General features: G+C 60.5%; 22 protein-coding genes and 1 pseudogene. 17 read left to right on the top strand and 6 right to left on the bottom strand.

The window, feature by feature from the left end:
- Positions 1 to 183 precede the first annotated feature (183 nt).
- The 4 genes from G9U53_RS25910 (at position 184) to G9U53_RS25895 (ending at position 3,244) form a co-directional block, all read left to right on the top strand.
- A complete protein-coding gene (locus G9U53_RS25910; protein WP_165639491.1) occupies positions 184 to 642 on the top strand; it encodes a hypothetical protein in 459 nt (152 codons plus the stop codon).
- Positions 639 to 1,202, top strand: coding sequence for a hypothetical protein (locus G9U53_RS25905; RefSeq protein WP_165639490.1), 564 nt, complete (start codon positions 639 to 641; stop codon positions 1,200 to 1,202). Before G9U53_RS25910 ends, G9U53_RS25905 begins: the two co-directional genes overlap by 4 nt.
- The gene (locus G9U53_RS25900) at positions 1,199 to 1,528 is read left to right on the top strand and encodes a hypothetical protein (protein WP_165639489.1); all 330 of its coding nucleotides are present in this window, start codon (positions 1,199 to 1,201) and stop codon (positions 1,526 to 1,528) included. Before G9U53_RS25905 ends, G9U53_RS25900 begins: the two co-directional genes overlap by 4 nt.
- A gap of 405 nt (positions 1,529 to 1,933) precedes the next feature.
- Positions 1,934 to 3,244, top strand: coding sequence for a hypothetical protein (locus tag G9U53_RS25895; RefSeq protein WP_165639488.1), 1,311 nt, complete (start codon positions 1,934 to 1,936; stop codon positions 3,242 to 3,244).
- A gap of 887 nt (positions 3,245 to 4,131) precedes the next feature.
- Here the strand turns inward: G9U53_RS25895 and G9U53_RS25890 are convergent.
- The 4 genes from G9U53_RS25890 to G9U53_RS25875 form a co-directional block, all read right to left on the bottom strand.
- Complete coding sequence (locus tag G9U53_RS25890; protein ID WP_165639487.1) at positions 4,132 to 5,571, bottom strand: amino acid permease; 1,440 nt, start codon at positions 5,569 to 5,571, stop codon at positions 4,132 to 4,134.
- Positions 5,572 to 5,966: 395 nt separating this feature from the next.
- Positions 5,967 to 7,268, bottom strand: coding sequence for an ArgE/DapE family deacylase (locus G9U53_RS25885; protein WP_165639486.1), 1,302 nt, complete (start codon positions 7,266 to 7,268; stop codon positions 5,967 to 5,969).
- A gap of 17 nt (positions 7,269 to 7,285) precedes the next feature.
- Positions 7,286 to 7,945 (bottom strand): 3-oxoacid CoA-transferase subunit B, encoded by a 660-nt coding sequence (locus G9U53_RS25880; protein ID WP_207624597.1) that lies wholly within the window; start codon positions 7,943 to 7,945, stop codon positions 7,286 to 7,288.
- On the bottom strand, positions 7,929 to 8,624 hold the full coding sequence (locus G9U53_RS25875; RefSeq protein ID WP_207624596.1) for a CoA transferase subunit A: 696 nt from the start codon (positions 8,622 to 8,624) through the stop codon (positions 7,929 to 7,931). The genes G9U53_RS25880 and G9U53_RS25875 overlap by 17 nt, the downstream gene beginning before the upstream one ends.
- Before the next feature lie 551 nt (positions 8,625 to 9,175).
- On the opposite strand from G9U53_RS25875, the gene G9U53_RS25870 reads away from it, so the two are divergent.
- On the top strand, positions 9,176 to 10,129 hold the full coding sequence (locus G9U53_RS25870; RefSeq protein WP_165639485.1) for a LysR family transcriptional regulator: 954 nt from the start codon (positions 9,176 to 9,178) through the stop codon (positions 10,127 to 10,129).
- 6 nt (positions 10,130 to 10,135) lie between these two features.
- On the opposite strand, the gene G9U53_RS25865 is transcribed toward G9U53_RS25870, so the two are convergent.
- A complete protein-coding gene (locus tag G9U53_RS25865; RefSeq protein ID WP_165639484.1) occupies positions 10,136 to 10,807 on the bottom strand; it encodes a GntR family transcriptional regulator in 672 nt (223 codons plus the stop codon).
- A gap of 374 nt (positions 10,808 to 11,181) precedes the next feature.
- Between G9U53_RS25865 and G9U53_RS25860 the strand changes: the two genes are divergently transcribed.
- The 4 genes and pseudogenes from G9U53_RS25860 (at position 11,182) to G9U53_RS25845 (ending at position 17,015) form a co-directional block, all read left to right on the top strand.
- Positions 11,182 to 12,543, top strand: a complete 1,362-nt coding sequence (locus tag G9U53_RS25860; RefSeq protein ID WP_165639483.1) for an aspartate aminotransferase family protein — start codon at positions 11,182 to 11,184, stop codon at positions 12,541 to 12,543.
- Between the two features lie 249 nt (positions 12,544 to 12,792).
- Positions 12,793 to 14,010, top strand: a complete 1,218-nt coding sequence (locus G9U53_RS25855) for an acetyl-CoA C-acetyltransferase (RefSeq protein WP_165639482.1) — start codon at positions 12,793 to 12,795, stop codon at positions 14,008 to 14,010.
- Positions 14,011 to 14,862: 852 nt separating this feature from the next.
- A pseudogene (locus tag G9U53_RS25850) lies at positions 14,863 to 16,013 on the top strand (IS3 family transposase).
- Between the two features lie 114 nt (positions 16,014 to 16,127).
- Complete coding sequence (locus G9U53_RS25845) at positions 16,128 to 17,015, top strand: MFS transporter (protein WP_242692735.1); 888 nt, start codon at positions 16,128 to 16,130, stop codon at positions 17,013 to 17,015.
- A gap of 515 nt (positions 17,016 to 17,530) precedes the next feature.
- On the opposite strand, the gene G9U53_RS25840 is transcribed toward G9U53_RS25845, so the two are convergent.
- On the bottom strand, positions 17,531 to 18,568 hold the full coding sequence (locus G9U53_RS25840; RefSeq protein WP_207624595.1) for an iron-siderophore ABC transporter substrate-binding protein: 1,038 nt from the start codon (positions 18,566 to 18,568) through the stop codon (positions 17,531 to 17,533).
- A gap of 200 nt (positions 18,569 to 18,768) precedes the next feature.
- Between G9U53_RS25840 and G9U53_RS25835 the strand changes: the two genes are divergently transcribed.
- The 8 genes from G9U53_RS25835 (at position 18,769) to G9U53_RS33350 (ending at position 25,639) form a co-directional block, all read left to right on the top strand.
- Complete coding sequence (locus G9U53_RS25835; protein ID WP_207624594.1) at positions 18,769 to 19,503, top strand: AraC family transcriptional regulator; 735 nt, start codon at positions 18,769 to 18,771, stop codon at positions 19,501 to 19,503.
- A gap of 329 nt (positions 19,504 to 19,832) precedes the next feature.
- Complete coding sequence (locus tag G9U53_RS25830) at positions 19,833 to 20,210, top strand: hypothetical protein (RefSeq protein WP_165639480.1); 378 nt, start codon at positions 19,833 to 19,835, stop codon at positions 20,208 to 20,210.
- Between the two features lie 18 nt (positions 20,211 to 20,228).
- Positions 20,229 to 20,720, top strand: coding sequence for a hypothetical protein (locus tag G9U53_RS25825; RefSeq protein WP_165639479.1), 492 nt, complete (start codon positions 20,229 to 20,231; stop codon positions 20,718 to 20,720).
- A gap of 123 nt (positions 20,721 to 20,843) precedes the next feature.
- Complete coding sequence (locus G9U53_RS25820; RefSeq protein ID WP_207624593.1) at positions 20,844 to 21,350, top strand: helix-turn-helix domain-containing protein; 507 nt, start codon at positions 20,844 to 20,846, stop codon at positions 21,348 to 21,350.
- A gap of 383 nt (positions 21,351 to 21,733) precedes the next feature.
- Positions 21,734 to 22,351 carry an MspA family porin gene (locus G9U53_RS25815; protein WP_242692765.1) on the top strand — a complete coding sequence of 206 codons (618 nt, stop codon included), beginning with the start codon at positions 21,734 to 21,736 and terminating at the stop codon, positions 22,349 to 22,351.
- A gap of 123 nt (positions 22,352 to 22,474) precedes the next feature.
- Complete coding sequence (locus G9U53_RS25810; RefSeq protein WP_165639477.1) at positions 22,475 to 22,879, top strand: hypothetical protein; 405 nt, start codon at positions 22,475 to 22,477, stop codon at positions 22,877 to 22,879.
- A gap of 118 nt (positions 22,880 to 22,997) precedes the next feature.
- The gene (locus G9U53_RS33665; protein WP_242692733.1) at positions 22,998 to 23,393 is read left to right on the top strand and encodes a hypothetical protein; all 396 of its coding nucleotides are present in this window, start codon (positions 22,998 to 23,000) and stop codon (positions 23,391 to 23,393) included.
- Positions 23,390 to 25,639, top strand: coding sequence for a DUF4258 domain-containing protein (locus G9U53_RS33350; RefSeq protein ID WP_207624592.1), 2,250 nt, complete (start codon positions 23,390 to 23,392; stop codon positions 25,637 to 25,639). The genes G9U53_RS33665 and G9U53_RS33350 overlap by 4 nt, the downstream gene beginning before the upstream one ends.
- Positions 25,640 to 25,920: the final 281 nt, after the last annotated feature.

Here is a 25,920-nt window from a genome sequence, read left to right as displayed (position 1 = left end):
GCGTTTGGCGGATTGCCGGAAGGAGTTGTTGTCGATGGTGGCGGCGGATACTCCGCCTCGGTCGATGATTTGGGCGGGTGTGCCGTTCAGTCATCGTGGCCGGCCGATTACCTCGGATGCGGTGTTGCGTTCGTACTATCGGCGGGTCGACGGGCATCGCGGCTCTTCTCGTGGGAGCGCTGCGTGACCCCGATAGTGGGGGCGTTCGCTCCGGTCTTCACACGGCGCCTCGACACAGTGGCATCGGATGAATCTGCGGCGCTGATCTTGACGTCGTTCGAATCAGCGTGGTCTGTGTACGGAGTCCTCGCCGACACGCACGGCCATGTGCCGGTACGGGATCGCTACGACCGGTTGTGGATCCTCGTCGAAGTCGCCGGCCGCCTGCGTAGTCGCCGCACCTTCATTCACGATCATCCGCACATCGGTGACTCGCCTGATGTGTACGGGTTGATCGACGTGGACTCCCGCGCGGTTCTTCATGCCCGCGATCTGATCGACGCCCACGGCCCGTTGAAGGTCGACCCCTCCCACGCCGCGGTCCTCGCACCTCTCCGTACCGGTGCGACAGATGCCGCGAACCTTCCCACCTGCACGTCACCAGCCTCGTTCGATGTCACCCGATTGGACTGCCCCACATGACAACACACCGCTTGCTGGCCGAACTGAATAACCCCCGCCACTCCCTCCCGGATATCATCTACGGGATCAGTACCGGAGCCCTCCCCTCCCCTGCCTCGACCGGCCTTCCCGCCGAACGATGGCAATGGCTCGCGGACCTCCTCACCCACCCGCGCTGGGGAATGACCGCGATCGTCGACGGACTCGACCACGTCTGCGCCCCTGTCGCCCGACTGTGCCAACTCACCGCCCACCCCATCCACCCCCTCAACGTGCGAGAACTGTGGGCTGCAGAACAACTCCCCACCACCGAACTCATCGCAGCGCATTCCCCGCACGAGGACGGTCACTGGGAAGTCCTCAACACTGCACTGGAGCTGATCACCGACGGACTCGACCACTGCAACGGACTCGAGACCTCCGGGATCGAAGCAGTCACCTCAGCATTCACCACCGTCATCACCGCACAGGACGCTGCCACCGCCCGCACGACTATCACTGCTGCCGTCGAACACTGGATTCATCCCACACACACCACCGGCGCATCATCTGTTTCCACACAGTTGGGGGCAGCATCATGACAACCACACCGCATCGCTCGCCGCTGATCGAATCCATGATCAGCACTGCCTCCGCGGCGCTCTTGAAAGAAGTAGGCATCACCTTCCCCACCGACGCCGAGATGGCCGAGGTACGCCAACTCGCCGAAACGATCGTCCGGGACACCGTCGACGCACTCGCCCGACCTCGCGATTTGTCGGTCGGGTTGCGCGACAACCTCATCGACGTCGCTGACCTCGTTGCCTCCGATCCGGAAACGGCGTCGGTCGATCAGATTCACGAAGTCGCGGTTGCGCTGCGCGGGCTTCTGGATCTGCACATCCCCGTTCGAGCGAATCATTCGTGATTGCGCTCGTTCTCGCTGTCGCGTTGGGGTGTGCAGGTGTTATGGGAGCAGTGTTTTCGCTTCGAACCACACGTTCCTGACATTCGACACGCGACAGATCCGCACATCGCGGGCCGGCGTCCGTCACAGACCGCCAGCGGCAACTGACCTCAATAAACACCCGGCCTGACCCGAACACCGCCGAAAAGGGAGACCGCCACCACTCCAGCATGACCTCCGAAAAACGTTGACACACAACTCCATAGACGCAGTCCAGAAACGACGAAACCCCCTTACGGGGGTTCGCCACACACTGAGCCAAATCAACAGCAAGCCAGGCCCGGCTCGCTGTCACTGATGAAGCCGAAGTAACCGCTCCGCCTTCTGTACTGCACTACTTCTTCACTCACATGAAGGGATTTACCTGTGCCAGGTACATCTCAGGGTAACCCACACCCTGAACCAGCTTCAACACTTCCACACAACACGATCCTCAACGGCACACCATCAACGCGCCACGCCCCAGTCTCCGACGACGAATGGGCACAAGCCGTACAACAAGCCACCGAAAACGTCACCCGCATCGAAACACTCAACCGAACCAGCAACCAACGCGGAAACTCGTGGTCCCTCCCCATCCCCGACGGAACCTACGCCCACACCCCCACCTGGACCAGCCGCACGCACTGGCAACACCAAGTCCGCACACTCCTCAACTCCCCCACCGGCACGAAACTCTGCACAACCCACACCATCAGCACCGAAGCCGTCTTCGCCGTCGCCGTCATCCACGCATCCCTCGCCGAAAGCGTAACCGGACGCTCAGTGACCGCCTCACGCAACACCATCGCCCGCCGTGCAGGAGTGAGCCCCTCCACCGTCAAACGCGCCCGACGAGTCCTCACAGCCCTCGGAGTCGCGGTAGAACTCGTCCGCGGCCGCTACCTCAGCCGCCTGGAAGCTATGGCTGCAGAATCCCACCACGGGCACCGCCAATTCCGTGCAGCCTCCACCTGGGCACTCACCACACCCCGCCCGGTTGCCACGACCGTCACCCATCCATCCAAGAAACCCAGGAAACCCTCCCGAGCCACACTGCGCACCACCGCATACCGATCCAGAACCACCGCACGGAACCATCCACAATCCGGCACCCGTGACCCCCTATCCCCCTCCGGGGGATGTGCACTTAAAGCTCTTGCTTTCAAGATCTCACCAACGCGCGCACAAACACGCGCGGCCAAGACAACACACAAGCCAACAACCACACCCCGACCCCTCCACCTCCAACGCGCAGCAGCCGAACTCATCACCCATGCACCAGCACTCACACCAGCCGGCCACATCGGAACAATCTGCGACACCCTCCAACAAACCGGAATCGACACCACCCGATGGACCGGCCGCGACATCGCACGCCACCTCACCACAGACACCCAACAACGAGGCTGGACCTGGCCCAACCACATCCCACGACCGAACGAATTCCTGCGTTGGCGAACGACCCAACTAGATTGGACCATCATCTCGCCGACGGAACGAACACTCGAACACGATCGCCTTCGGCGCACCGAACAAGCCGAACGACGCGCAGAATTCCGCAAGCGCGATGAGAACACAGCGACGGCAGCAACCCGGACCGAAATCGTTCGAAGACTCCGAGCAACTCACACCGCGTCCCGTCGAGTACCCACAACGACCAAGCGCTCGATCTCCCCTGACCGGCAAACGAACTGAGCGGCGATGTTCGCGATTCGTCTCCGACCTCACGCTCGGTTTGACTACTGCACCTCGATGGCGAACTCGCCGGAGGCCTCTAACAGGCATCTACCTAAGGTCGAATTCACCGGGAAAGTAGGCGGGGGTTGGAAAACTTGGTGCAGTGGGCCGAAAAGCGCGGGCCCTTGATTGCCATCACAGAGGCGGGTGAACTCGTACGCTCGCCTCTCGCCTCGAGCTCAAGAATGAGGGTAGTCATCACCGGAGAGCCGCGAACTGAAGCCACAACGTCCAGATGGACCGTGGAACTTGCTGTCCCCGTTGACAGAGCCGTAGTTGGCATCCTCGTTCAGTGCGACCGCCCGACGACAGACGCAGTACGCAAGTACGCAAGTACGCAAGTACGCAAGTACGCAAGTACCCATACAGTGGACGGAGCTTCGAGGTTCCGGGTACCACCAGTTCTGGGACCTTGCAGCGCAGCCACTGGCGACATCAGTAGCAGGCGCGCCCATCGCTGCCGGTCTCTTGGTTGCACAACGGCGTCAAGACGTCGCATCCAACCAGCTGAACAACCTCGATGTGTGTCCGACGGAGCGAGAGTTATTGACCGTTCAGGCTGAGTTGTACATAGTCGTTTCCGGGTGTGGTGCGGAGGATCCTGGCCAGGATCGGTGAGGTTCCCGAAAAGTTTCGAACTCTCGGAAGTGGGTGTGAGATTGCACGATGCCCTTCACTCGTCCATCTGACGTGTCCGTATAACTTCTCGCCCGAACGAAGTGGCGTCCGCTAGGTTTTGCGCGTATGGAAGTTGCTGACGCGGGGTTGAGGTAGACGGGCTGGTCATCGGCGTAAGAATGGAGTTGCGACACAACCGTTCTCGACTCCAGCAGCGTGTGGAATCGTCAGTTCCGTCCCTCGCGGACCGCGTCGTTCTGTGCCAGTTTCGGCCGTGCAGTAATTGTGTGGGCAGTGTCTGTTCGGGATGGAGTTCGTCGTTGGCGTACGACTGCGCAGGCCATAGCCACCGATGTTGCGATGAGGGTCAGGACTAGAGGTGGTCGCGTCTCCGTGTTGATCGCAAGCATTGCGGTGAATGCGAGAAGCAGAACGATCACCGCCCAAGAGATGTACGGAAACCCCCACATCCGGACCTGGAGTTCGACGCCCTCGCGACGTGCCCGCGAGCGGCTTCGGATCTGGGTGGCGGCAATGCACAGGTAGACAAGAACCACGATGGAGCCAGTGGTGCCGGTCAGGAGCACGAAAAGGGACGAAGTCGATAAGAAATAGTTCGCAACCCCGGTGACGAATCCCACCATCGACACAGCGAGAATTGCTCTCACCGGTACCCCGCGACGTGAGGTGCGGGTGAGCGCTGCGGGGGCCTCACCGTTGCTACTCAACGCGAACAGCATTCTTGACGAGGTGTAGATGCCCGAGTTCAGGCAGGACAGCACAGCAACGAGGACCAGGAACTGCATGATCAGTGCGCCGCCGGGGATGCCGAGTTTTTCGAGCACCGCGGCATATGGGCTGCGGGTGATCGAGGCATCATCGCTGGGCATGAGTGTGACGAACACGGCAACCGAGCCGATGTAGAAGGTCAGGATACGTAGGACGGTCGACCGCATGGCCTTGCGCACCGCCTCAGCGGGTCGGACGGCTTCTCCGGCGGCAATTGTCACTACTTCGGTTCCGTTGTACGAGAACATCACGACCAGCAGTGCGGGCAACAACGCTGCCCATCCGTGTGGCGCAAAACCGCCGTCTCCGAGCAAGTTCGAGGTACCCGGCGCGGGGACACCCGGGAACCAGCCAGCGATGGCAACGACTCCGAGGATCAGGAAGAGGCAGATGGCGCCTACCTTGATGGTGGAGAACCAGAATTCGACCTCGCCGTAAGCGCGTACCGTGAGCAGATTGCATCCCGTCAGGAGCGCCATGCACACGAGGGCCGCCAACCAGGCGGGGGTCTGCGGCCAAAGTTCATGCACCAAACCGCCGCCGATAACGGCCTCGATACCTACCGTGATTGACCATGAGTAGGCGTACAGCCACCCGATCGTCTGGCCGGCCCAACTACCGAATTCTCGGCTGGCGTAGGCGGCGAACGATCCGGTGGTCGGTGAGGCCACCGACAACTCGGCCAGCATTCTCATGATGAGAACCACCAACAAACCGCACCCTGTGTACGCGACCAGCGCGGCCGGTCCGGCGGTATTGACGACACTTCCGCTGCCGACGAAGAGGCCGGCACCGATGACGCCGCCGATCGCGATCATGCTCATTTGGCGGCTATTGATTGATGCGCGCAGGAGGGGCGCGCCGGGAACTTGGGTCATCGTTGACTCCGGTGTCGGTTCGGTGAGTGTTTTGTTGATCGGGGGGATGTCCATATCGATCCTCGGATTTGTGCCTTACAGGGCGGGTGTTTGGGGAGGTGGCCCTGATCTTTCCTAGGTGATGCCGCCGATCGACTCGGTGAGGGCCGTGAGCGCGTGGCGTCTCCCCACAGTCTTCGAGCGCGACGAAAAGTGCCCTCAACGAGTGGCGGTGTTCATGGGTATTCCTCATTTCTTCAAGGCCTGACCATGAGCGCCTTCCCATCTCGATGCCTGTTCGCTCCGGTAGGCGCGGACAGTGCGAGCGGCGAGTGCCCGATTTGGCACTTCGTGAGAGAACTTAGGTGTGCAATTTTTTGCGGCTTGCGCAGTAAGGCCCAGGGCAGCAGTAGTATTCACGATCTGTTTTTGTCGTCCTCAAGTCCACACCAGGACGCGATGAACAACGCGGTCGCATGAGTGACGCGGCGGACCGACTCGAGATCAACCCGTTCATCGAAGCCGTGAATTTCCTCGGCGTGGGGTCCGTACACGAGCGCGGGAGTGCCTGCATATAGTCCGAAGAAACGCGCATCGGTTGTTGCGGTAATCGCCTTGTGCTGCAACGATTTACCCGTGGCGTCTCGGTGAGCTGATTCGAGCAAGTTCTGGGCGTTTGCCGCGTTCGGAGTCGTGTCGTCGATCAGGGCGTACCCCTCGGCGGCGAAGCCGTCGTACACGATCTCGGGAGCGTTGTCGGCCAGGAAGGGGTGCTTCCGGGCCGCATCGTGGATGACGGATTCGATATGGGCCCGCAATGCTTCGATGCTTTGGCCGGGGAACAGGCCCATCCGAACGTCGAAAGTGCACCATGCAGGCACCGAACTGGCCCAGTCGCCTCCGTGGATCTTGCCGATGTTGAGGGCCAGGGCGCGCTCCTGGTCAGCGAACGCGTGGTGGCGCCGAGCTTCGGTGTTCAGCTCGTGTTCCATCTCGTGCAGCGCGGCAATGAGTGGGATTGCCGCTTCGATGGCGTTGGCCCCAGATCCTGCGTAGGCGACATGAGTCGGGCGGCCTCTGAGACGCACTTGAAACCAGAGCACGCCGACTTGTGCAGCGACGAGGGATTCGGAGAATGGCTCGGAGATCAATGCCGCGTCAGCGTGATATCCGCGGTGCAAACAAGCGAGGGCACCATTGCCGGTGCATTCTTCCTCGACTACCGATTGATAGAAGACGTCGGCGGCGGGCCGTTTCCCGAGATTTCGGAGGGCCTCGAGGGCATATAGGTTGGTGGTCAGTCCAGCCTTCATGTCGCCGACGCCGCGACCGTACATCCACCCGCCGTCGATGGTGGGAGTGAAGGGATCGTGGGTCCACATTTCGAGAGGTCCTGGGGGGACAACGTCGATGTGTCCGTTGAGAATTAGGGATCTTCCACGTCGAGTGTTGCTGCGGAGGGTTCCGACGACGTTGACGGCGTTGTCGTAGGCTGCGGGTACGGGTGAGAAGCCGGGCATTGCCGATATTTCGTCGACGTCAAGATTCCAGCTGTCGACTTCGAATCCGCGCTCGGCCAAGACATCGGCGACGAATACTTGCGCGGGTGCCTCTTTGCCGCGCAGTGAGGGGTATCGCACGAGTTCTGCAAGGAACTCTGTCTCTTGGTCGAATAGTTCGTCGACGGCGTGCAGAATGTCCAATTTGGTTGTTTGCATAGCTGTTTGGGCTCTCTTTAGACGGAGGTAGTCGGGTTTAGAGCAGAGATGACGAATTCGGCTCCGGTGACCGAGCGCAGTTCCCGCACACTGATACCATCTGCGATGTCGATCAGGCTCAACCCTGTTGGAGTGACGTCGAAGACCGCCATATCGGTGTAGATCCGGCTCACGCGTCCTCGTGCCGTGAGTGGAAGCGTGCATTCGGAAACGATTTTGGGGTTACCTTTACGATCGACATGGGACGTAACCACGCCGACCCGACGACTCTTTTGCGCGAGTTCTATGGCCCCGCCCATACCGGGGGTGAATTTGACCGGGATCTTCCAGTTGGCCAGGTCCCCGTGGCAGGAGACCTCAAAGGCGCCGAGCAGTGTGAGATCGATTCGACCGGAACGGACGATCGCGAAACTGACTGCGCTATCGAAGAAGGCAGCACCTGGCAGGTGCGTCACATAGGCACCGCCGGCGTCGACGAGATTGCGATCCGGGGTCTCACCGGGCGCTGTCGGTGCGACTCCGACGATACCGTTCTCGGAGTGGAGGCAGACGGAGGTTCCAGGGGTGATGTACTGGATCACCCCGGTAGGCAGCCCGATGCCGAGGTTTACGGTCATTCCGGGGACAATGTCCGCTGCCACACGGCGCAGCATCGATTCCTTAGCGTCCAACAACATTGGGGACCTCCAGTAGTTCGAACATGTCGATGACGTGGTCGACGAAGTTGCCCGGAAGGTGAACATGGTCGGGCGCGATGTCGCCTAGACCGACGCATTCCTCCGCTTCGACAATTGTTTGACCGGCTGCCATCGCCATGATCGGGTTGAAATTTCTCGCCGTCGCCGAAAACGTCAGATTCCCGAACGGGTCGGACTTCGCGGCGTGCACGAGCGCGAAGTCGGCAGCGAGCGCAGTCTCGAGAATTCCGACTTTCTCGCCGATTTCGACGCACTGTTTGCCCGTCGCGATCTCGGTGTCGATTCCCACGTCAGTGACGAAGCCGATCAGTCCTGCGCCCGCGGTTCGGATACGTTCAGCGAGAATGCCTTGCGGTACGAACTCGACGTCGATCCGCTCCTCGTTCATCATGTGGACAGCGTTCGAATTGAGTCCGATGTGGCTGGTAATAATGTGGTCGACCTGACCGTTCTCCAAGAGCCGATCAACTCCCGAGCCGGTCTCGTTCGCGTCGTTCTTGATGATGGTCAGGTGACGTGGCCCTTGCCGGACCAGTTCCTCGATGAGGAGAAACGGAGTGCCTGGCGCTCCGAATCCGCCAATCATCACTACCGCACCGTCCCGGATCTGGGAGACAGCTTCTTCGATGCGGACAAATTTACTCGGGAGTGTGAACACGAACCATCCATGTGCATTCGGAGGGCCGACGTAGCGCGGTCGTATTCTCGATGTGTCGAGTGCTCACTCATGCAGAGTGCTCACATACGCAGAAAATGTGAGAAGACGTGGCCATTGTCCGCCGAAATGTGTGCGGGTCGTGATGAAGATTACAACCTCGTAAATTAGAGGACAACGAAATGTTCGACTATTCAGAGAATTGATCTTGTCTATTTGAATGGGGAATCTGCTACGTTTCGCGATCGTTCTCGTACGGCGCGCTGGTCGCGATGAGACGTGGGGCTGAGAATCGCGCGAACTGCGATGAAGTGGCGTCCACGCCAGCTGATGAACGCGCACCCAATAGTTGGATTGGGTCTGCCGCGCCGAAACATTGGCGTTCAGGGCGGCGCTCCGGGAAGGGTTGTGTGCTCACGGACAGCGCGATGACAGACAAGGTGTGCCGACATGCCGGAGACCCGCGGTCGCCCCGCACCGCTATCGGGCGCCATACATACCGATCTATAATTTTGACCTATATCAGGATGCGACGACCATTTTCGGAGCCTATTATGCGACCGTACGAGCAACCGTTCCTCTGGTCTCTCGACTGGAACCTACTGCGGACTTTCACTGTTGTCGTCGAGCAGGGAGGGATCACGCGCGCGGCGGATTTTCTCGACCTGAGCCAACCCACAGTCAGTAGTGCGTTGAAGCGTTTGGAGCAGGCAGTAGGTCACCAGTTGCTCGACCGACGCCCGGGTCATTTTTCGCTGAGTACGGCGGGGGCGGCACTCTACCGGGAAAGTAGTGCGATGCTCGATTCAGTCTCGCGAATACCCAGCCTTATGGTGGCCTCCGAGCAATCCGTATCGGGCCACGTGTCCCTTGCTGCAGCGAGTCACGTAGTGAGCCCGCACTTCGACGAAGTGCTGCGACAGTTCAATGCGGCCCACCCGGACGTGACATATTCAACCGTGGTGACTGACAGTGCTGACGTACTCAGTCGGGTACGGCAGAACCGAGCCACTTTCGGTATCTGCTTGATGCGTGACGAGGACGTTGCTGTCGAAAGTCATGTGCTCTACTGCGAATACTTCGGACTCTACTGCGGCCCGGGGCACGAATTGTTCGGGCGAACACGCATTGCGCTACCCGAACTGGCAGGGAGAACGGCCGTGTCTTTTCAGACCGAGTTGGAAAACGGCCCACTCTTTCGGGTACGGCAACTCCGGGAGCGGTTCAAACTGGATCCCAAGCCGCGAGGGGTGTCGGCGAACCTGCTCGAGGTCCGCCGCATGATCACCGCGGGCCTGGGCATCGGGGCATTGCCAGTGCATACCGCACGTGCCGACGTCGAGTCGGGGCTGTTGTGGCCGCTACTTCCTACATCCGAGCTTTTGTCGACCGAGGTCCATCTGGTGATCAATCCGCGCCGCAGTTTCGACGCCGCCGAGGCAGCGTTCCTCGGGCGCGTCCGCTCGATGCTGGACGCAGTCCCAATCGCTCAACGTACCTACCGATGATTCGCTTCAAGTACGAAAGTCGAACTCCGCCAACAGTAAATCCGCCGTCGCCCGGATCTCTTCGGCCAGGAGCTCAGCCGCGAGATCCACGTCGACTGTTCGCAGGGCATCGATGATTTCTCGATGGCGAAGAACGCGGCCGACGCTGCTTCCCATCACAATCCACCTCGCTTCCCAGAAGAGTGGGCTTCGTCGTAGCCAGAGACCCTCGATATATCGCAGAAGGAGAGGGGAGTTGGCAGCGCGATAAATCTCGAAGAGGAACGCAGTGTCCGCTTGCTGCGCAGCGAGGGTGTCGCCGGCGAGGCGGGCGACGTCGTGGTGGTGAACGAACGTGCCGAGACGCTCGAAACTCTCGGAGGTCAATTTCGGTGCACCTAGCTGCAAGGCCAGGGGCTCAAGCCGAATACGCATGAGAGTGAGGTCCTCGAATTCCCGCCGGGTCAGATGCGGCACGATTGCGGTGCCCGCCCGGGTTGTGTCGAGTGCATTCTCGTGTACGAGCCGTCGGATCGCTGCTCGGCACGGCATGGGGCTCAGGTCGAGAGAGTCACTGACACCACGAATCGACAGGCGGTCCCCCTGCCCGTATGTGCCTAGCACCAGCGCCTGTTTGAGGCGCTGATAGGCCAGCTCTTCCAGGCCGCCTGATGTGGATTCTGCGGAGACGTCGTGCATGTATGACTTTCAGGTCGAGGTCAAGATTTCTAGACGTCGTTATTGAAGCATTGCCTGCCGTTACAGCAACCTTCAAGGCATGAATCGTTGAACCGTAGGTGTTCCGCGACTGTCCTGCCGTAGTCGTTCCCGTGGCTCGAGAGCCCAAGCGCGTGCCCAGGTCGAGTTGGCGGAACCGAACATTAGGTGAAGCCGAACGAAGATCCACGCTTTTGTGATCACAAAAAGTATGCCATCATGATCACAAATCTTCCGTCAGGGTGCCAAGTTACATCCGATCGCAGTGCTCGTCCCTGCGTGTCCAATCCGGCCAGCTTCGCCTCACCACCCGATCGACGAACCAGCGACAAGCCAGAAAGAGGAGAACGAAAACAATGCAGGTAGCGTCACAAGCCAAATCCCACTTGTTCTACCAATCCCATGGGCGACGTCCATGCGGGTCGCACGCAGCTGGGATATACATCTGGGACGGGGACGGAAACAGATACATCGACGGGTCCAGCGGAGCGATGGTCGTCAACATCGGACATTCGAACTCCAATGTGATCACTGCAATGAAGAACCAACTCGATCGCGCAACATTCCTCTACCGCACGCATTTCGAGAACGAACCGGCCGAGCAACTGGCCGCCGACTTGGTCCAACGTATGCCCAACGACCTAGACAAGGTCTTCTTCGTCTCCGGCGGTTCCGAGGCCACCGAATCAGCGCTCAAACTGGCCAGACAGTGGGCCGTAGCGACAGGCCAAAACAACCGGTGGAAGGTGATCTCACGCTTCCCCTCGTATCACGGATCCACGCTCGGAGCGCTCGCGGTAACCGGCTACGACGCCCTGACAACACCATTCGCGCCAATGCTCCAAACCATGCCGAAAATTTCGGCCCCAACCGCCTACTTGGACCGCGACGAACTCAGCTTCGAAGAGCGAGGCATCCGATACGCCAACCAGCTCGAGTCGACGATCCTCGACGAAGGCCCTGAGTCTGTGCTCAGCTTCATCATGGAACCTGTCGGCGGCGCCTCGACCGGAGCCTTGGTCGCGCCGGACACCTACTACGGCCGCGTGCGGGAAATATGCGACCGTTACGGCATTCTCCTCATTCACGACGAGGTCATGAGCGGTGCCGGCCGCACCGGAGAATACCTCGCCGGCGATCATTGGGCGTGTCGTCCCGACATCGTCGCGATGGCGAAAGGGCTCGGCGCCGGTTATGCACCGCTCGGTGCGATGATCGCATCGGACCGTTTGGTGGCGCCCATCATGGAAGCGGGGGGCTTCGCCCACGGGTACACCTACGCAGGCAACCCTCTCGCCTGCGCAGCAGGAGTGGCAGTCCTATCCGAGATCGACAGATTGAACCTAGTCGCGAATGCAGCAAGCATGGGAACCCGACTCAAAGACGGACTCCGGATGTTGGCGAAGCGCTACCCCTTCATTGGAGATGTGCGCGGCAAAGGGCTGCTGTTGGCGGCGGAGTTCGTCAGCGACAGGGAAACCATGGAGCCACTTCCGACGCATTTGAACGCGTACAGTCGCGTCGTCGAGCTCGCCTACGAACGAGGGCTCATCATCTATTCGCGGCGCACACGCGGCGGCGCCGCAGGAGACCACTTCCTGGTCTGCCCGCCGATGATCGTTACTTCCGACGAAGTCGACACGATTTTGAACGTCATCGACGACACCCTCTCGGCGCTAGCGAACGAGCTCCACCTTCCAGTGGAGACCGCAAGATAGTCCGCACCCACCAGCTCAGCGAACCGGGTGGACCTGACGGTGCCGTGCACAGTCACGGGACCGAGGCGCTGGCCAATGATGCTGGGCTGCAACACGATAAGGGATGGCGGTACGTTCGAAGTCTGAGCTTTCTCAGTCAATGAACTCGCCGATAGCTTTCGCTTCGGCGTGCCATCCCGAGCGCTCGATTTAGATGGACAAGAAGTAGGTGTCGTCCACAAATCCGTCGACAATTAGAGAGGAATTTTCATGCCCGAAGCCGTTATCGTCTCGATCGCCCGTTCGCCGATCGGTCGTGCCATGAAGGGTTCACTGGTAGGAATGCGCCCGGACGACCTCGCCGCACAGATGGTCCAGGCGGCCCTTGACAACGTGCCTGCGCTGGACCCGACCGATATAGATGACCTGATTCTGGGCTGTGGTCTGCCAGGCGGCGAACAGGGATTCAACATGGGCCGCAACGTCGCGGTCCAACTGGGCTACGACTTCATTCCCGGCGCCACCGTCACCCGGTACTGTGCGTCTTCGCTGCAGAGCACCCGGATGGCGCTGCACGCGATCAAGGCAGGTGAGGGCGAGGTGTTCATCTCCGCTGGCGTCGAAACGGTCTCTCGGTTCGTCAAGGGCAACTCCGATTCACTGACCGAGACCCAGAATCCGCTGTACGCAGACGCGCAGATCCGAACCCAGAAGCTTGCCCAGGGCAACCAGCGGTGGGTAGATCCACGACAGGAGGGCTTGATCCCTGACACGTACATCGCGATGGGTCAGACTGCGGAGAACGTCGCCCAGGTCACGGGAATCACTCGTGAGGAGCAGGATTCGTGGGCGGTGCGCTCGCAGAATCGCGCAGAGGAAGCGATCAGAAGTGGCTTCTTTGCCCGTGAGATCACCCCGATAGTGTTGCCAGACGGAACCGTGGTCTCGAAAGACGACAGCCCTCGCATCAGCACCACCTACGAGGCGGTCGCCCACCTCAAGCCGGTTTTTCGCCCGGAAGGGACCGTCACCGCGGGCAATGCGTGCCCTCTCAACGATGGTGCCGCGGCGCTGGTAATCATGTCCGATACCAAAGCGAAGGAATTGGAATTGAACCCGTTAGCTCGGGTCGTATCGACCGGGGTTTCCGGGTTATCGCCGGAGCTCATGGGGCTGGGCCCGGTCGAGGCATCCAAGCGTGCTCTCGCCCTAGCCGGGATGAATATCTCCGATATCGACCTCGTCGAAATCAACGAGGCGTTTGCGGTCCAGGTGATCGGTTCGGCGCGGGAATTGGACATCGACGAGGACACACTGAATATTTCCGGCGGCGCCATCGCGTTGGGTCACCCGTTCGGCATGACCGGTGCGCGCATCACCGCAACGCTGCTGAACAACTTGACCACACACGACAAGCAGTTTGGCCTCGAAACGATGTGTGTCGGAGGAGGGCAGGGTATGGCTATGGTCCTCGAACGATTGAGCTAGCTTTGTTCCTTTTGCCGCGTTGCCTCGATGCCGCTCCCGGGTATTCGCAGGTCCATCGCGGTCGGGCCGTAGCAGTGCGCCCGTTCAGGATGCTGCTGAAGGCGGCGTATAGGGACCGTCCCCCTGACGAAGGTCGGGGGGTGCGCACGGTACGACGAGCCGGGGCGTGGGCTGCTAGGGCCACCCACCGCCGGTGGTGGTCGATCTGATGCTCGGGCTATTGGGCGGTTGACCGGTGGGGCTGCTCGCAGCGATCGGCCTTATCCTGTTCTTCCTCGGAGGAGGTAGTCCGCCACATCCAGACTCGCGTGTACTACAACATCGCATTCCCAGGGACGTTCCTTCTGCTCTCGATTGTCTGCGTCCCGGCACTGCTGTCGATCTAGCGGAAACGGTAGACACTTCGATAAACACTCGGTCGCGAGTACGACGCTGCGTGGGTGCGACGCACACGCAGTCCGCTTGACCTGCCAAACAGTTTCGGGCTCCGTTGCGCTGTTCATGTTGTTCGCGAGCCATTCCACGTCCGACTGGACCATCGGTCCTCGCAGGCAGCAGCGGCCGCCGTTGCCTTGGACGTAATGGGTGAAGCACTCGTTCTCGTACCCGCCGCGTTCTCCGGTGCGGGGCATCGCGACAAAGCTTGTGGGAAAGGCTGTTTCGGTCACGGTGATACCTTCCCTCGAGTCGGTGGAGTCGCTCCCCTGTCACCATGTCGAGTACTTCTGTCAGCTTCGCAATGCCAAACAACCGTCCCGGGCTCAGCACTATATCGGGAGTGTGATGTACCCCGAGTTTTCCGGAGTTCGTTTGTTTTACTTCAGGCATTGATGCACCCGAGCGAGGTCCACGATGCCCCGACGTTACCCACCCGAGTTCCGCCGAAAAGTCCTCGATCTGTTGAAGTCAGGCCGCACGGTCGCCGAGGTCGCCGCAGGTCTCGATGTCACCGAACAAACCATCTACAACTGGCGTAACCAGGAGCTCATCGATACCGGACAGAAGCCGGGGCTGAGCTCGATCGAGAGCGCCGAACTCGCCGCCGCCCGTCGTCGTATCGCCGAGTTGGAGACCAAGCTTGCCATCGCCAAACGCTCCACGGAACTGCTGAAGTCGGTGGTGCTCCCAAAAGGCGGTTCGAAGCGATCGAAGTGATGGCCAAAGAAGGACTACCCGTGCAGACGGCATGCCGGGTTCTGGAGGTGTCCGAGTCCGGTTTCTACGAGTGGCGCAATCGCCCACCCTCGGAACGCTCACTGCGACATGCCTGGTTGACGCAGCTGATCACCGAGGTTCACACCGCCTCGCACGGCACCTACGGCGCCCGGCGCATCCACGCTGAACTCACCCTTGGTCACGACATTGCCGTGGGACACGGCTGCATCGAAATGTTGATGAGAACTGCTGGTGTGAAAGGACTTCCGGGAAACAAACGTGCGCGCTCCAAGCATCAGACCCCGACCGCGAGCGATCTCGTGGACCGTAAGTTCACCCGCGACGAGCCGAATAAGTTGTGGGTCACGGATATCACGGAACATCCCACCCGTGAAGGTAAAATTTACTGCGCTGTTGTCCTGGATACGTTTTCGAGGCGAGTCGTCGGGTGGTCGATCGACAGCTCGCAGACAGCGACATTGGTGACAAACGCTCTAGGAATGGCCATTTCCAATCGAGGCCCAACACCCGGCACACTCATTCACTCGGACCACGGAGTGCAGTTCACGTCCTGGGCATTCACCCGCCGGGCGCACGACTCAGGGCTGGTCCCGTCGATGGGATCGATCGGCGATTGCTACGACAACGCAGTGATCGAATCTTTCTGGGGCCGAATACAAACCGAACTCTTGAACAGGAAACGATGGAAAACGAGGATCGAACTGGCCAACGCCATGTTCGAATACCTCGAGATCTTCCACAACCGCCAACGCCGGCACAGTGCCCTCGGGATGCTGACCCCGATCGAGTTCGAGAACGTACACTTCACACGCCAACCCGTAGCCTGAAGTCAAATATGACGACTACACGAAACTCGGGGTACATCAGTGCTCGACTACAGTCCCCTTCATGGGACGGGACGGACCTGTGGCGTCCGCTACGTGGAGCGTCGTGAGTAGCGGATGAGTAATGTGACGCCGCCACAACGTAGTTCATCGTTTCGCCGCTTTCTCACGGCCGCGGTGATCAGTTCGGCCGGCTCGTCGGTGACAGCGGTGGCGATGCCCATTTTGGTAGTGCAGCTTCTAGACGCGACGCCCTTCGAAGTCGGTATGGTGAACGCGGCTCAGTTCATCCCTTATGCGGTGCTCGGGTTGTTCGCGGGGGTCTACGTCGATCGGTGGCGGCGCAAGCCAATCCTAGTGTGGGCCAGCATCGGTCGAGCGGTAGCACTCGGCACTGTTCCGCTTCTGTGGCTCGCCGGCCTTCTGCACATCTGGGTCCTGGTCATCGTGTTGCTGTTGTTCGGCTCCTTCTCGGTGTTCGGCTTCGCTGCGATGCAGTCCTTGTTACCCCGGCTGGTTCCACGCAGCCAACTGGTGAAAGCAAACGCTCGACTCGACCAAGCCGACGCAGCAGCAACGACATTGGGGCCAACGGTCGGAGGCGCACTCGTAGGCCTGCTCGGCGCTCCAGTGGTGATTGCCGTCGACGCAATCAGCTATCTCGCTGATGCCGCACTCAATTACGGTCTCGACGTAGACGAGCCTCGACCCGCTTCTCGCTCCCGAAACCTGATGAACGAAGTGCGTGAGGGTCTGAGATTCACCTACCGCCACCGCACTCTCAACCCACTCGCAATATCGACACACGTGTGGTTCCTCGCCAACGGAGCCGCGTTGACTGTGCTGTCTCTCTTCGCCCTCCGCTCACTCGGGTTCAGCGCCTACACATACGGCCTGCTTCTGACGACGTTCGGTGTCGCAAGCCTGCTCGGAGCATCGAGTGCACATGCGATCGGCACGCGAATCGGATCCGGGCGAGCGGTTATCCTCGCCCGCACGTTGTAAATCCAGCAACTCAGCCTCGAAGCGCACCACCTTCGCGCAGAACTCCACCACCGCAACTCCACCACCGCAACTCCGTCACCACCATCTCCACGCCACGTAAATGACTTCCGGACGAAAGTGGCTATAAATCAACCAATTACCCGATCCTCGGCACAGCCCCCATGGATCGCAATTTAGTCGAGGGTACGAAGCCATCCTTCGACTGCTATGGTGCGCCAGAGCGCAATGGGGAGTACTGGCGGGGGTCGCACTCGGGCAATCGCCGTCGCGATCCGTATCGGGAGGCTGCAGGACGTCCGCTCTCACTCTGGTAGCGACACTCACGATGCACGTTCGATGTGAATGTATTTCGTTGCTGTACGGCAGATTTCGCCCTTAGAACGACATAATCAGCGTTTTATCGGCAATGGCATTCAATATGAATGTTGTTTCTGTCCGACACATGCGATAGTTCGAACTCGACTACGGTTCCAACGCGATAGCGACAACGTAAGCGGTCGTCACAGATGCGCTGTTCATCGGATATGGGTAGCGGCCTCAGATGCGTCCGTCACGAATCGTTGTGTAAACGCGGGAATCGTCAAGGGCGACGGAACCATCGATCCGAGGAAGGCGAGATCGTCCTTGCCGTAAAGGATTGCGGCGCCGGACTTGACAGTGTTCAGTTCCCCGAAAATAGGTGCGTCGCGGATGGATTGGGCGCTCTGCGACGGTGCCTGTACGACAATGATGTCCGCGTCGATCTCCCCGGCCAGTTCGTAAGACACATCGCCGACAAATTTGCCGCCGGTGCTCTCGTCCAAAGCTCGGATACCCGGAGACGGAAGGAGTCCCAGTTCCTGTATGAGCCCATTGCGGGGGTCGCCGGAGAGGTATGCCCAAATGCCTTCGGGGTGAACTTCGACAAAACTGAACGTTTTCCCGTCGAGTTCAGGGTGTGCCGTTCGAAGTTCTCCGATGCCGGTGGAGAGCTGTGCCTCGAGGTTTTCTGCTTTGTCGGTCATGCCTACTGCTCGGGCGACTGTGCGAAGTTGTAGGCGCCAGTCCAGTGTCCAGTCTCCACCGGGTGACCCGACAGTCGGCGCAATCCGACTCAGTTGTCGGTAGCTGTTTTCGCCGAGTGTTCCGTAGGTCATCAGAATCAAATCGGGGTCAAGGGCCGCGATCTGCTCGACGCTTTGGTCTCCGTCTGGAAGAAAAGTCGTGACCGTCGCATCGACGTATGGTTCCACCCACGGTTGAATACCGTCGTCGTTGGTTGCACCGAATCCGGGGTAGGTGGCAATTCCGACCGGGACGACCCCAAGGGCGTAGAGGATTTCGAAGTCGGTACTGCCCAATGCCACAATTCGCTTGGGGCGCGCGCTTATCGTCGTTTCACCGTAGAAATGCTCGATCGAGACAGGAAATGCCGTGTCGTCTCCTGCGCTGGAAGTCGCCGGAAGCGAATCCGGGGAGTTGTCGGAGTTTCCGCAACCTGCCAGTGACCAGAATGCTGCGATCAAAATGGCTACCACCACTGTCGCTCGTGAGCGCGGCCTGATCCGTGACACCTGACTTCCTCTCGCACGGTGCGGGAAATCGCCCACACTCTCCGAAGAAGTTAGCCTTGCTTTACCTTGGTTACAATGCGTGAATTACGCCTTCGGTATCGGAGAAAGGTCACTTCAGTGGCAGAAATTCCGCATCATCTAGCCGGGGACACACAGGAATGACGCAAAGTATCGAAATTGCGTCAGATCGCGCTTTTTATGTGACGCGCGACATAGCGGCCGGAGTTTTGCACTTTCCGGCCCACCGCCACGACACCGACGAACTGATGTGGGCGCGTCGCGGTCGCCTCGAGCTCGTCGTTTCGGGCAATCGACTCAGCTTGCACCGGGGGCACCTCGCGTGGATACCGTCGAGGGAAGTACACGAGGCCACGTTGCTCGGCGACGGCGAGCTGCTTTGTTTGTTCGGGTCGACGGCGCTTCGACCACGTGGTGAACGGTGGGGTCACGAACGCGTCGTCGCTGTCAGCGAATTGACCGCTGCGCTGTTGACACATCTGGAAGATTCCGATCGCCCTGCCACGGAGCGGGGGCGAAGCGTGGATCTTCTCTACGAACTGATCGACAACTCCGAGGAGCGAAAAGACACTCTCGCGATCCCCTCCGACGCTCGGGCATCAACCGTTGCGAACGCGCTCATCGCCGACCCTTCCGATTCGCGGACGCTCGAGGACTGGGCGCGCAGTGTGGGCGCGAGCCCGAGAACGGTGGCAAGAACCTTCCAAACCGAGACCGGGATGTCCTTCGGTCGCTGGCGAACGACGGTTCGCGTACATGCCGCCATGGACCTGTTAGGGCGGGGCACGCCGGTACATGAGGTAGCGGCAGCCGTCGGATATTCGTCGACAAGTGCTTTCATCGAAATGTTTCGCACAACGGTTGGATCGACCCCGGCGGTATACACGCGAAGCATCTTTGGAGATTCTCACACCTGATGCCAATGCGTGGGAGGACTGAAAGCATTGGGTTCGCGATATCGAGGGCGGATTCCCTCGGTCGCGCACCTGTTCAGTGCCAAAACCGAAGACTTGCCGCCGCGCGAGAATGACGACGCCTGGGACGACCCGTTCGGGACCATGGACACCTGCCATCGATACGGCAACGAATAGAGATTACCCATGTGATCTGACTCCCAAGTAAGCCCATAGGGTTGCCGATTATTTGCCGAATGGCGTTCACTGGAGGCACGGGCCCTCCACCTATTTTGGTTTCGAGGCCCCGGATTCGACCCCTGACTAGATCCGAACGAAGAAAGGCCCTTTCGATGACAGGTGCACTCAAGATCGTTGCCGCTCTGGCCATCCCGGCGGCTGCTGGAGCTGTGGCGGTTGCCGGCGCAGGCTCTGCCTCGGCGGCGACTCCGGTATCGGGAAACGGTTACGTCGGAGTCATTCTCGATCACCACGAGACGGTCGTCGCGAGCCAGATCAACGCGGGCAATCTGATCAACGCCGCATTCGGCGACGCCTGGACTGTCGGGTTGCCGCACGATTCCATCTGGTACACCGGAGCATGGACCCCGGTCACCGGCGATCAGTTCGTCGACGAGGCAGCCTCGCACCCCGGCGGTCGTGTCGGGCTGTATCTCGTCGACCCCGCAATCAATCAGGGGAACATCTTCAACGCCGAAAGCGCCTGGTAGAGAACAGCTGAACCCGGCATGCAGGAAACCGTGCATCACCGTGTCGGTATCACCGTTGTTCGCCGATGTGCGATCGGTGTTCTCGCTGTCGCGGCGATCATGTCAGCGGGTTGCTCGCCAGGAGGCGACTCCGTCGACAGCCTGAGTGCCGGCGCGGGTGAGCGGTGTGCATCCGGATGCGCCGAATTCGGTACCGAGGTCGAATTCTCGTGCCGTTTCCAGGCATCGTTGTGCTCGGACTCCCTGAGTCGCAAGTCCGCGTTGGTGCGAAGTATCGACGAATCGACTGCAGCTAACCTGGCGCGGGCGTGGACAGGTCAGAGTTCCTCACCGATCGAGATATTCAACCGCAGCGTCGACCGGTTCACCTCCCTCGACTGCGCCGCCCCAGCCGAGAATGCTACGGCCACTGCGGATTCGGGTATGAGCGCGGATCGGTGTGCATTTCTCGCAGCCAGCGCCGAACAACAATTCCGCACCATGACACTGCTACTCACCCCGGCTCGTTGACTACCACGGACATCCCGTGTGGGAGCGCCACTCCCCCCTCATACGTCGCCTACCCCGGAGCTGCCTGCCTCGCCGGTACTCTCACCTCGGGCATGGGAGCAGACAGAAGAAAGCGAGTCAGTGATGGTCGGGCGAGTGGCCGGCGAGGACGTGTTCCAGGTCAGGTTGAACGAACTTTTCGCCACCGTCGACGCAGCCCGAGGCGGTCGGCGTTTGACGAACACTGCGGTAGCGAGAGGCCTTCTCGAGCGAGGCTGTCGGATCTCGACACCATATCTCTCCCAACTGCGGTGCGGTGTTCGCACGAGCCCATCCGATGAGGTCGTAGGTGCGCTCGCCGACTACTTCGGAGTCTCCCCCGGCCACTTCTTCACCGTCCCCTGGACCGGCGACCGTACCCTCGTCGAGGCCCAGGACGCCGATATCGTCGACCGTCTCGACAATCAAGAACTGAAGCAGCTGCTGCAGGCCGCGAACGGGCTCTCGGCGACCTCGCTGGAACTGTTGCTGAAACTGGCCGGCAAACTGCGCATCTCCGATCAACGTCGGAAGGTTCCCGCCGACTCACCGGGCTACAGCCGACTTGCCGAAGCAGCGGTCGGACCTCGCCGCACCACCCCGACGAGATAACCCTCGCCCCAGTTGTCAACACGTTTCGGTGCTGGGTTGCCAAAAAATCACTGATCCGCAATAAACAGTCACCATTTCGTGATCATGAGGCTCGTCACACACCCCACGCGAACAAACCGCCTGGTCCGAGTGTTCCGGAAATGTTGCTGTAACGCCGGGTACGACTTTTGGTGGGCTGAGTCGGATATCGGGGGCTGGTCGGGCATCCGTGTCGTGTTGTAGCGTCCCGGTCAGACGTTCAGCTAAGTTTCGGCAATCGATCGGGTTGCTGGACTTTTTACTCACCTACAGGGAGACCGACCATGGCCACCACGACCGTCGAGACCGCTCAGGCCCGAGTAGGAAAGCACCGTATCGGTAAGGCTGTGGGTTCCTGTGCTGCGATGTCGGCCGTGCTGATGGCGGGTTCTCTCGCGTTCACCGGCAGCGCATCGGCGACCCCGACGGCGCTGCCGGACAAGTTTGCGAGCACGGTCACCGACGACGGATGGACCCTCGACCTGGCAGCTACCAAACTTTCGGCGAACCCGGTCCCGAACCTGGCGACAACCGCATTCACCCGCGAGGGGTTCGTGTCGGCGAAGGTCACCGGCACCATCTCCGGAGCCGGCAATTCTGCGGTGAAGACGGGCTACGTCGAGCAGGGGTTGCAGATCGGTTGCCAAATCGATGTGTCCTCCGGCCTCGGCCTGGGACTTGGTTTTTCCCTCGGCCCGTCCGTCGGGGTCAGCATTTCGGGGGTTCCGTCGGCGAACGTCGGCGTGAATGCCTCGGTGAACCCGAGCATCCAGACCACCATCGCACCGGGCACGATCACCACGATCCCGCTCGGGAAGAAGGACGTCGAGGCTGCGAAGGCGTCGATCACGGCGGAGAACGTGCACGTCAAGGTCGATGCGTGCATGGGCCCGGTCACGATCCGTTCGTACGCGCAGTTCGCGGTGTCGACAGCCGTCTCGGACAACAGTGTGTTCGTGTACTCCGATCCCACCTGGCTCTGATCCAGGACTGTCGTCAACGGTAGTCCGCGCCCGCAATCGCACGTCTCGGTTGCCGTGCTGGGCCGCCGTTGGCGCTGTTACCCAACACTTTCCACTTTTCCATCCATCCATCAGAGGATCATCATGTCTTTGACTCGTACGAAGAAAATCGCGGCCACGACCGCGGCTGCATCACTCGCTGCCGGCGGGATTCTGCTCGCTACCGCACCGGCTGCAACCGCGGCGCCTGCACCGCGGCCGGGAAATGTTCCCGCCAGCTACGGAGCGCCAGTGGTGAACATCCCGATCAACCACGCCCTGACCGTCGCCGCCCACCAGAGCGGGATCGTGGCCGCACTGTCGAATGCGAATGTGACGATCCCGGTACCGGGGTGGACTGGGGTGATCGACGCTACCGCGGAGGTCCTGAAGAACCAGACTGCCCGAGCTGCCCAGTACCCGAACGGGTGCACCTCGTACCAGTTCTATCTTCCTCCGGGTGGAACGTGGGCCGTCAACGCTGCCTCGTACGCCAACTGCCCCTGGTAACAGCCGCAACTTCCGTCCACCACCGAATCCTGCACCCGGTGACCGCCCGTCCTTGTGGCCGGTGACGGGTATCTCGAGTCCCGCGTCTCTGGTTGGCGGGGAAAGGAATTCATCTCCGATGACCACCTCACCGAACGCCCCGATGACCTCGCCCACCCGCCGCGACAACACAGCCGAGCACACATTGCCCCATGTGCCGCCGGGAACGGTTCTGATTACTCCATCGGCATGCGAGGATTTGGCCGCTGACACAGGGAAACGGGAGTGGGACCCGGACAGTGAACTGAGTCAGACCTCGAAAGCTGTGATCGCGACCGTATTCGGGCTCGCGTTGTTGATCGCGGCGTTCGTGGTGATCGGACGCCTCGGAGGGTGGGCCGCCGATTACGGGACGATTCTGGTGTATCTGGCATTCTTTCTGTGGATGTCGATCGCAGGACGGGTGTTCTGGTGGGGCGCAGACACACTCATCGCCGAATTTCGGAAGAAGTCGAACACGGGTGATCGCCGGTGAAGCCTGCGCGCCGGTTCGACCGCACCTCACCGGCCACGGTGATCTCCACCGTGGTGGTGCTCGCGGCGATGGTGATCGCATTGCTCGCGCTGCTGATCTTCGCCCCGACCTCCTCCGCAGGGCCGGCAGAGGACTGCGCAGCGGTACGGGCACGTGATCATCAGATCTACCTGAACCTGATCGCCTCACTGCCACCCGGTGCCCCCGTCCCGCCGGAGTACATCAACCCGTGCCTGAGTGCGCCGTCCACGACGGCGACAGCTGCGCCGACGACCACTGTCGGGCTCCCCGGCGCGCAGGCTCCAGGCGGTGGCCCGAACGTCGGGGCGAATGCGCCGACGAACTTTCCCACCTACAACGGCACCCCCATCGTTCCCGTGCCAGGTGCGGCGCAACCGGGGCAGCCGAATTCGCCGACACCTCCAGGCATCGAGAACCCTGCGGGAGTTCCGGTTCCGACGACCACCAGCGAACCTGCACCGACCACCCCGCAACCTGCAGGATCGACCGCACCCGCATCGACCACTGATCGTGGTCCCGGACCAGTACCCGCGTCGACGCCGAGTAATGCTCCGACTCAGTCGGAATCAGCCCCCGCTGTCGCGACTTCCGGGCTCCACGAAGACGACGGACGTGACCGCTACCTCGAACTCGTGTTGGTCGGCGCCGCCGCGTTCACAGCCGGCGGGATCGGAGTCCGTGGGCGCCGCTCACCCTTCGGCCCACGCATACCGCTGAATGGCCGGACACCGGAATCGATCCTCTCCCAGACCGTCGGAACTCTCGCCTCACCGCTCATGGCGTATACGAAGGGTGGCCAGTCGAAGATCACGGTCACCGAACCCGATGGCGGACGTCGTACATTCTTCCTCATCCACGACGCGACGTCCTCACATGAAGCGGAAATCCCTGTCGACGTTCCGCCCGGAGGACACATGCATGTCAATCCGGACGGCTCCGTCACCGTCTTCGACGCGGACGGAAACCCCGTCTCGGTCGTCGCAGCTCCGTGGGCGTACGACGCCAACGGCAACCCGGTCCCGACCGACTACGAAGTCCGCGACGGCCACCTGATTCAAAAGGTGTACGCCGACGAAGCGACCGCATATCCGATTTTGGCTGATCCGCCGGCGAAGAAGGTGAAGGCGCCAGCTTCGGTGGTTTCGAAACAGGTGACGAAGAGCTCGAACACCACGTCGAAGCCGAATTCGATGACCGGCCGGACCACGGCGCAGAAGCCGCAGAACAGCGGGAACACGAATTCGGGCAACACTTCCGGTGGGAACAAGCCGGCGCCGAATTCGATGACACCACGAACGACTCCACAGAAACCGCAGAACAGCGGGAACACTTCTGGTGGGAATACGTCCGGCGGTAATACGTCGGCACCGAATTCGATGACACCACGAACGAGCCCGCAGAAACCGCAGAACAGCGGGAACACTTCTGGTGGGAATACGTCCGGCGGTAATACGTCGGCACCGAATTCGATGACACCACGAACGAGCCCGCAGAAACCGCAGAACAGCGGGAACACGAATACGGGCAACACATCCGGCGGCACCACGTCGAAGCCGAACTCGATGACACCACGCACGACACCGCAGAAACCGCCGACCACCGGCCTCTGGGACAGTGCGTGGGGATTCGGGGAAAGCGTCGTCGATACAGCAGTCGAGAGCGTGGAAACCCTCGGAGATGCCTGGCGCAATTTCCTCGTCGTGCCCGTCAACGATGCCGCCGTCGATCCGTTCGGCCTCCATCCTGGCCTACGAGCCGAGCCCTCACCCGAGCATTCCCCAGCCGAGATCACACTCGCGGCCACAAACATCCTCGCGCTGATTCCCGGAGTGGGTGCAGGGGGCAGAGCCGGTGTCACAGCCGTACGAGAAGCGGTAGAGGCAGTCCTGCGACGCGGCGGCACCCCCGCAGAAGCCGAAGCAGCAGGCCGCCGGGTAGTCGCCTCGATGCCCGTGGGTCGTCGAGGCCGTGAATTGGGCGTCAAGCCTGGAACCAATCCTCCGGGAGTAGTCAACGGTCGCGAATACACGGGGCATGCGTTCGACCGGATGCAGGAGCGCGGCATCCTCCCCTCTCTTGTGGAACAAGCAATTCGAAACGGGGTGGCAACCCCCAGCGACGACGCAACGATCGTGTTCTACGATGCGGCAAATAACCTATCAGTCATCGTTAACGAGTTCGGTAGAGTTGTGACGACCTCATTTGGACGGCTAAGAGGAAGGTGAAATTAACATGACTGATAATGGAAGATATCGCACTGAAGGCGAGCAGGTTAGTCGCGATTACAGGGAAGGTAGAATATCTTTACAAACGCTCGTCGACATATTCGAGAGTTATGTGGACGCCCGCGAATCCGAAAATGCGCCCGATTTCGAGGAATTGAGGGGCGCGTGGTTGCAAATTGAGATAATAAATGCGGTGCGGTGGGACGATCCCACGAAGGCATCCAAAAATGAGACGGTAGTCCGGGGATATATCCAAGAATTCTTGGACTTGCTTCCGTAGT

The organism is Rhodococcus sp. D-46 (genome assembly GCF_011290655.1).
Classification (GTDB): domain Bacteria; phylum Actinomycetota; class Actinomycetes; order Mycobacteriales; family Mycobacteriaceae; genus Rhodococcus_F; species Rhodococcus_F qingshengii.
This window is presented reverse-complemented; position numbering and strand designations above follow the sequence as displayed.